7 protein-coding genes are annotated in these 7,522 nt (G+C 42.0%); 4 read left to right on the top strand and 3 right to left on the bottom strand.

Annotated elements, in window-relative coordinates; translation table 11 throughout:
- Positions 1–937: 937 nt before the first annotated feature.
- Together ABZB17_RS18040 and ABZB17_RS18035 are read right to left on the bottom strand one after the other, a co-directional pair.
- A complete protein-coding gene (locus ABZB17_RS18040) occupies positions 938–1,501 on the bottom strand; it encodes a type 1 glutamine amidotransferase (RefSeq protein ID WP_372652207.1) in 564 nt (187 codons plus the stop codon).
- Positions 1,494–2,375, bottom strand: a complete 882-nt coding sequence (locus ABZB17_RS18035) for a patatin-like phospholipase family protein (protein WP_372652205.1) — start codon at positions 2,373–2,375, stop codon at positions 1,494–1,496. The genes ABZB17_RS18040 and ABZB17_RS18035 overlap by 8 nt, the downstream gene beginning before the upstream one ends.
- A 125-nt stretch (positions 2,376–2,500) precedes the next feature.
- Between ABZB17_RS18035 and ABZB17_RS18030 the strand changes: the two genes are divergently transcribed.
- The gene (locus ABZB17_RS18030) at positions 2,501–3,598 is read left to right on the top strand and encodes a redoxin domain-containing protein (protein ID WP_372652203.1); all 1,098 of its coding nucleotides are present in this window, start codon (positions 2,501–2,503) and stop codon (positions 3,596–3,598) included.
- 423 nt (positions 3,599–4,021) lie between these two features.
- The gene (locus tag ABZB17_RS18025) at positions 4,022–4,933 is read left to right on the top strand and encodes a DMT family transporter (protein ID WP_372652201.1); all 912 of its coding nucleotides are present in this window, start codon (positions 4,022–4,024) and stop codon (positions 4,931–4,933) included.
- 81 nt (positions 4,934–5,014) lie between these two features.
- Here the strand turns inward: ABZB17_RS18025 and ABZB17_RS18020 are convergent, their stop codons facing one another.
- A complete protein-coding gene (locus ABZB17_RS18020; RefSeq protein WP_372652199.1) occupies positions 5,015–6,316 on the bottom strand; it encodes a S28 family serine protease in 1,302 nt (433 codons plus the stop codon).
- A gap of 90 nt (positions 6,317–6,406) precedes the next feature.
- On the opposite strand from ABZB17_RS18020, the gene ABZB17_RS18015 reads away from it, so the two are divergent.
- Together ABZB17_RS18015 and ABZB17_RS18010 are read left to right on the top strand one after the other, a co-directional pair.
- Positions 6,407–6,985, top strand: a complete 579-nt coding sequence (locus ABZB17_RS18015) for a peptidylprolyl isomerase (protein ID WP_372652197.1) — start codon at positions 6,407–6,409, stop codon at positions 6,983–6,985.
- Positions 6,986–6,995: 10 nt separating this feature from the next.
- Positions 6,996–7,522, top strand: a 527-nt coding sequence (locus ABZB17_RS18010; RefSeq protein ID WP_372652195.1) for a GNAT family N-acetyltransferase, incomplete at its 3' end; no start/stop codon positions are given.

The following is a 7,522-nucleotide window of genomic DNA, read 5'->3' as shown; positions in this document are numbered from 1 at the left end:
TCCTTCGGATTTCACTAATTTTTACATAAATCGTTTCATATTTTCTCAAATTATCCCGATAGTTCTTCTAAAATCTGAATCAATTTCTGCTAAAAATTAATAGAAACTGAGGCAAGATTTTGAATCGAACTCAGGTTAATAACAATAAAGTTCACGCAGAGATCACTAAGTTTTCGCAAAGCTCGCAAAACAGATTCGATACCTTTGCGAATATTGCACTTCTTCTTTTCTTTGCGTGAAACAATATTGATATCCTTTCAACCCAGTTGGTGATCCCGGGAATCATGCCTGTTTTTTCTGAAAGTCGATAAAGGAAAAGACAGCTGTTTTTCGTCCGGGACAAGAAACAAGCATTGATGAGCTTTCTTCGCCGGACGATTATCCTTCGGCCATTTCATCCCGGCGCTACGCACCGGGCAATTGCCTTCGCCCCTTTGGGGCTATCTATGAGAGCGCTGAAAGTGCGTTTTATTTTAGCCCGGGGCAGAGTAATTCAAAGAATTACATCGCCCCGGGTAAGGAAGTAGAATCTGAATCGTCCGGCGAAGAAAGTTGGAGGAGGCAGTTCGTTGTTCCGGACGAAATTTTAGGATTGTTGTTTTGCTTACAAACCGTGAAAAAATGATTAGGATGGGCATTTTCCACGCAAAATGTGAATCTGAACCATCAGGATTGTTGTTTTACGGACAAAACGTGAAAAAAAATCATCAAGATTGGCATTTTGCACAGAAAACAGGCTTCTGAACCGTTAGGATGGGCATTTTGCGTAGAAAACATGAATCTGAACCGTCGGGATGGATGTTTTGCACAGAAAACATGAAAAAAAATCATCAGGATGGACATTTTGCACACAAAATATGAATCTGAACCGCCAGGATGGGCATTTTGCGCACAAAATATAAGTCTGAATTATCAGATTACAGGAGTCGTGATCTGATTAGCCACACAAGGCAATAAAATTCAGGATTAGCCGGTGGTTATAAAACTCGGGATGAAACTGGCAGGTATATAAAGGTTTGTTTTTGTGTTTCATCAGTTGGTTTTTGCATGTTGCCGATGTAATCAGCAATTCAAAATCGTTGGGTAGAGTTATCGAGTCGTTGTGCATTTGTCGCACTGTAAATTTTTGAGGCAGCTCATTAAAAAGCGGATCAGTTTTAACGATTTCCACCTCAAAATCGCCCGACTCCGGTTCCTGGCTTCGCAGCAATTCCGCTCCGTATAAATAACCGGTAACGTGGTGTCCGGCGCAAATACCAAGTACCGGTTTTTCAAAGTCCTTAATCCATTGAAAATAGGGGGCATGGTGCTCCACGATATCGTCGCCTTGTGGCGATCCGCTTAAAATTATACCGTCAAAAGCATTCAAATTTGTAGCGGGGCACCCGGCGTATTCAATAAAAGCGGGTGTTGATCCTGCGTCCGAAATAATTTGCACTATTGGTTCGGCAAACTCCCTAATTCCGGGCTCGGCATTATTTACAACAACTATTTTAGCCATTGAATTTTGCTTTATCGAGTTCAAGAACAGCTGAATGGCGACCGATTTCGATCACCTCTTTTGCTTTGTAAAAGTCGTAGGTTCCGCAAACATCGCGCGAAACCTTAATAACCACATCGGGTTTTCCTTTTTCAATGGCATAGTCTACCTGTTTTAACATTCCGGTAGCCAAGGCCTGATCCATAAGTGAAAGAATTCCGAGTTGCTCCATTTTCTCTTTCGGATGGTTAATATTCAGAAAATCGTAAAACTCGTTCAACCACTTTTTGTATTTCGATTCCTTTTCTGTCTCGTCTTCTTTCTCGTAAAACTTTTGTGGAAGCGGAATGGCTGCATTTACATGAACGGCAATAAGCACATCGCCCTCGGTGCGTTTTACATTCGAAATAGGCAGGTTGTTCATAACGCCACCATCAACCAAAACGGCGTTCTCGCTGGTAACTGGCGTAAAAACCGATGGAATTGATATTGAAGCACGAATGGCATTAAACAAACTGCCTTTGGTGAACACCACTTCTTCGCGGTGTTTTAAATCAACGGCAGTTGCCGAAAACGGAATAGGCAAATCTTCGATAAGCGCATCGGGAATAAATTCCTGAATTTTGGTTAGTACCTTTTCTCCTTTAATCAGTCCGTTTCCGCCAAACGAAAAATCTACCATACGAAACATATCGTGCAGCTCCAGCGATATGGCCCATTCTTTAAACTCCGGCAATTTACCCAAAGCATAAATTCCGCCAATCAGTGCACCCATCGATGTGCCGGCTACTGAGGTGATGTTGTACCCCCGGGCCTCTAATTCTTCAATTGCACCAATATGTGCCATTCCGCGGGCTGCTCCGCCCGAAAGTACCAAGGCAACGTTTTTACTCATTTTGCTTTTTAGTTAAGCTACGCAAATTAATTAAATTCCGGAGTATAATTCAAACTAATCATTTTTAAGGAATGTACAGAATGATTATATTCGACCCAAATTCAATAAATAGAAAAAACTGTACGATGAGAAAATTATTAGTTGTTATTATAGGTTTGGCTTTGTTTGCCTGTTCGCAGCCGCAGGATGGTTTTAAAATTACCGTTAAACTGGATGGTGCCGATGGAAATGTAATGTTGGAGCAACGTGGAGCCAGCCAGTGGATTGGCATTGATACCGCCGAGGTGGTTGATGGTGTTGCTGTTTTGGAAGGAGAAGTGGATTTCCCGGGTGTATATTATTTGTCGGTAAACGGAGAACGTAACAAAGCTGTTGTGTTTGTTGAAAATACAAGCATGTCGATAACCGGAAAAGCCGATTCAATTGCAGGTATTCAGGTTAGTGGTTCTGCTTCGCACGATGAGTTTAAAACGATAAACGATAAGATTCAGAAAATTAGCGAAGAGTACATGGCGATTTACCAGGAAGCTCGCACAGCAAGCGCTTCAGGCGATACGGCCAAAGCCAGTGAATTGATGAAACAGGTTGAAGACCTGTACGCCAGCGTTGGTGTAATTCAGGAAGATTTTGTGAAAGAAAATCCGGCTTCGTATGTTACTCCGCTGCTGTTAAGCCAAATTCAGTACGAAAAAGAAGTTGACGAACTGGAAGCTTTAGTGAGTAATCTGGATGAAAAATTAGACTCTGTTCCTGCCATTGTTGATTTGAAAACAAAGATCGAAAAACTGAAAACCGTAGCTGTTGGAAAAATTGCTCCTGATTTTACTCAAAACGATGCAGATGGAAATCCGGTGAAGTTTTCTGATATCTATTCAAAAAACGAGCTTACTTTACTCGACTTCTGGGCATCGTGGTGTGGACCTTGCCGTGCCGAGAATCCGAATGTTGTAGACACGTATAACAAATACAAAGATCAGGGATTTAGCGTGTTTGGCGTTTCGCTCGACCGTGATAAAGATGCATGGTTAGAGGCTATTGAGGCTGACGGTTTAACATGGGATCACGTATCAGACCTTGCTTACTGGAACAACGCTGCAGCTAAAATGTATGCGGTTAATTCAATTCCATCGAGTTTGTTGGTTGACAAAAACGGAATGATCGTTGCCAAAAACAAAAGAGGCGAAGAACTGGGAGCAACAGTTGCCGAGTTTTTGAGCAAATAGAACAACTTAAGTTCAATAAAAAAAAACCGTTTTAAGGATGATTACTTAAAACGTTTTTTTTGTGGCTCGTCGTCAGACAGTAATTTAATTTGGTCAGTAAAAAAGAAGTTAAAATTCAGCTTTTTAGGCTGGATGAATCAGCAATAGTATTTACGCTGGTGCCATTCCGAAATATATATTTGTAAGCACAAACCATAAGTGTATTGAAGATTAGGATTGTTGAGGTAATTGGTTAAGTTGTGATAGAAGGAAGAGGTGGAGGACCGATTATGAATGTGTGACCAATTAAAAGTTGCTTTTTAAGACTAGAGAGGAGGAAAAGATCCTGGCATTTTTGTCAGGATCTTTTTTTATGTTACACCTTATTTTTCTCAGCTAAAAGAAATCGGTAAATACATTGGTCGTATTTATTACATTTGCCGCATGCAAAATCATTTTGGAGAAATAGCCGGTGTATTGACTGCCGTATTTTGGACAGTAACATCACTGGCATTCGAATCGGCCGGGAAAAAGGTTGGTTCGCTCGCGGTTAATCTCATTCGTTTGGTAATTGCCTTCTTTCTGGTTGGTGCCTACAGTTGGATAGCCCGTGGTTTTTTCTTCCCCACCGACGCAAGCCTGTATGCCTGGAAATGGCTGGCTTTTTCCGGATTGGTTGGTTTTGTCATCGGCGACTTACTGCTTTTTCAGTCGTTTGTTTTGATAGGTGCACGAATTGCCATGTTGTTAATGGCACTGGCACCACCGTTTGCCGCGCTAATTGGCTGGCTGCTTTTGGGTGAAGTACTTGCTCCGCAAAGTTGGTTGGGCATGGCTGTTACCATGACCGGAATTATTATCGTTATTCTGAAACGCGAAAAATCGGAAGAGAACGGTGTTAAAATCCGAAGGTTTAGATCGTCGTACCCCATACAAGGAATTTTACTGGCTTTGGGTGGTGCTATGGGGCAGGCAGCCGGTTTGGTAATCAGCAAAAAGGGAATGGGCGATTATGATGCTTTCTCAGCCACACAGATACGCATTTTGGCGGGAACTGTTGGTTTTTCTATTCTTTTTGTTTTTATAAAACGATGGCCACGTGTTTGGGCAGCCTTAAAAAACGGATCTGCCATGAAACGAATTACACTTGGTGCTTTCTTCGGTCCTTTCCTTGGTGTTTCCTTTTCGTTATTGGCAGTTCAGCATACGCAGGCCGGAATTGCCGCAACACTGATGGCTATCGTACCGGTTTTGATTATCGGACCTTCAATATTATTGTTTAAAGAAAAGGTAAACTGGAAAGAAATTCTGGGGGCCGTAATTACTGTTGGGGGTGTGGCCATGTTCTTTTTGTAGATCGTCAGTCTGAGCGAAGTAGAAGACTGTTGAGATGACACTTCGACTTCGCTCAGTGTGACTTTTTTAGGTTGAAAACTACTAAATCTCGATATTCACTTTCATATCCAGCCACTTTTCGAGCGTTTCTTTAACCTGCTGTTTTTGTTCTTTAGGCAAATTCCCGATTCGTGTACTGTGGCTTCCTTTTGGTTTTACAATTTTCAGGAAATTGGGTTTGTTCGGAACTTCAAATGCCGAAGCCGACCACGGATCCCACTCCCCGTAAATAAACAGCATTTTGGCATCGGTTTTTTTGATGAATTTTTCTACCTCTTTAGCTGTCTTTTTGTTGTATTTAATATCCAGTTCGGGCAGATAAATGCGGTTCAACCAGCCTTCTGCACTTTTAATCGACAAATAATCTTTAAACGGATTTACATCGTAACCATAATAACCCAATTCGTGCGCCGCCTGCACAAAGAATGATTTAAAAACTTCCACACCTTCACTCGATAAGTACATGGGCGATGATACTTTCACCAACTCGGCAAACAAATCTTTAGCCGGTGCATTCAGTGGTGGAATATCATCCAATGAGTTGTCGTATTGCCAAAATCCGTAAGAGAATTCGAGTACTACATAATCCAGCATCTCGTTGTTATTTAGCAGCGGATGCAAATTCTGATCCTTGAAATATTGCTCAAGAAGAGGCAGGTAAGTCTCACGGTTTTTAAGAATATGCAGTTGGAATGCCTGTACTTTTGCACGGCCTTCCGGTGTTCCTGTTGTATGGGCAATAAACGGCTCATGCCGACCATCTTCAATACCAAAGTTAAGTGGCGCCACATACGGTACCGAAACATCAACATCGTTGGGGTAAAGCCAGCGGTGATAAGCTGTTGTTTGTCCGCCTTTGCTAATACCGGTGCTTACCCATTTCCCCGAATAATATTTTTTCATCATTTGAATAATGTGGTGATGATCGGCAGCGGCATTGCGCACGGTCAGGTAATCCCAGTTTAGCGGCTCCGGCATCGATTCGCCAAAATAACGATGATCCATACAAATTTGATTGGCCCCTAAAATCGGGCACAGCTCGTTTATGTAATTTGGGTTTTCAGAATATCCGCCGTTGTAGCCTTCGGTAATAAAAACTACGGGCTGGTCACGGCCTTTGTCGGCGATCAGCACCCGTTGCAAAAATGTTCCTTTCGACGGATCGGAATGATCAACAGGCTGCTCCACCATTATTTTGTATTTAGCTGCAAAAAAATCGGTGCAGTTCATTTGTTCAACACTTTTAACCTCGGGTTGACTCTCGAGAAAGGCTTTTAGTGTGGTTTGCGAAAAAGTTACTGCTGAAAGCAACAGCAGAACCAGTAACAGTTGAAATTTCTTCATGAGTTTTTTGAATTATGCATTGGCTCTGGTTATCCAAAACCGTTTTTTGTACATTTGATTGCAATTAAAAAATAATATTCAAATTAAATTATGAGGAAAGCCATAATCTTTTTGATTCCTGCTCTGGTGTTGGTGTTTCAAACCATCGCTCAGGAACTTCCCCGCGTTGAAATCAAAACCGATTTTGGAAACATTGTGGTTGAAATTGATACCGTAAATGCGCCGCTAACCGCAACAAATTTTCTAGAGCACGTTAAGGCCAATACCTATGAAAATGCCTGGTTTTACCGTGTGGTGCGAATGGATAACCAGCCTAATAATGATGTGAAAATTGAAGTTATTCAGGGAGGAATATACACCGAACCACGTTTTGAGACCATAAAACCAATTGCACACGAAACAACCGGAACCACCGGAATAAAACACCTTAACGGCACACTGTCGATGGCGCGAATGGAGCCGGGCACAGCATCAACCGAGTTTTTTATTTGTGTGGGCGATCAGCCGGAGCTGGACTTTGGTGGCAAACGAAATCCCGATGGACAGGGTTTTGCCACTTTCGGGCAGGTGGTTTCGGGGATGGATGTGGTGCGTAAAATCCAGCAACAAAAGGATGAACAGCAAACGCTTATGGAAAAAGTAAGGATTAAAGAAATGCGGGTGCATTAAAATTAATGGAATGGGTAATGCTGAAATTAATAATCTGTTAACCGAGCGGCTAAGTTTAATCGAGATCGAAGAGAAAGACCTTGAAAAGATTCATCGGCTGCATTCCATTCCCGAGGTGGATGAATATAATACGCTTGGCCTCCCGAAATCGATAAAAGACACTGAGCAATTTTTACAACAACAATTAGAGGCCAAAAGCAAAACTCCGCGAAGTTCTTACATGTGGAAAGTTGTATTAAAAGAACCCGGAGATTTTATTGGAGTCGCCGGATTTTCATTGTCGAACAATAGGTTTAAGTTGGGTGAAATTTACTATAAACTTGATCCGGCATATTGGGGAAAAGGTTATGCAACGGAATTGGCAAAAAGACTGGTGTTGCTGGGATTTAACACTTTTGGCCTACACAAAGTGGAAGCTGGTGTAGCCACCGAAAACATAAAATCAGTAAAAGTGCTCGAGAAAATAGGTATGACCCGCGAGGGACTGCGCCGAAAAATTTTGCCCATACGCGGAGAGTGGAAAGACAATTTCCATTA

The sequence above is a fragment of the Draconibacterium sp. genome, assembly GCF_041583095.1.
Lineage (GTDB): Bacteria > Bacteroidota > Bacteroidia > Bacteroidales > Prolixibacteraceae > Draconibacterium.
This window is presented reverse-complemented; position numbering and strand designations above follow the sequence as displayed.

Coding starts and splice junctions, on each gene's coding strand:
- ABZB17_RS18035 (WP_372652205.1), bottom strand. CDS start 2,375: ATGAGTAAAAACGTTGCCTTGGTACTTTCGGGCGGAGCAGCCCGCGGA.
- ABZB17_RS18030 (WP_372652203.1), top strand. CDS start 2,501: ATGAGAAAATTATTAGTTGTTATTATAGGTTTGGCTTTGTTTGCCTGT.
- ABZB17_RS18020 (WP_372652199.1), bottom strand. CDS start 6,316: ATGAAGAAATTTCAACTGTTACTGGTTCTGCTGTTGCTTTCAGCAGTA.
- ABZB17_RS18040 (WP_372652207.1), bottom strand. CDS start 1,501: ATGGCTAAAATAGTTGTTGTAAATAATGCCGAGCCCGGAATTAGGGAG.
- ABZB17_RS18015 (WP_372652197.1), top strand. CDS start 6,407: ATGAGGAAAGCCATAATCTTTTTGATTCCTGCTCTGGTGTTGGTGTTT.
- ABZB17_RS18025 (WP_372652201.1), top strand. CDS start 4,022: ATGCAAAATCATTTTGGAGAAATAGCCGGTGTATTGACTGCCGTATTT.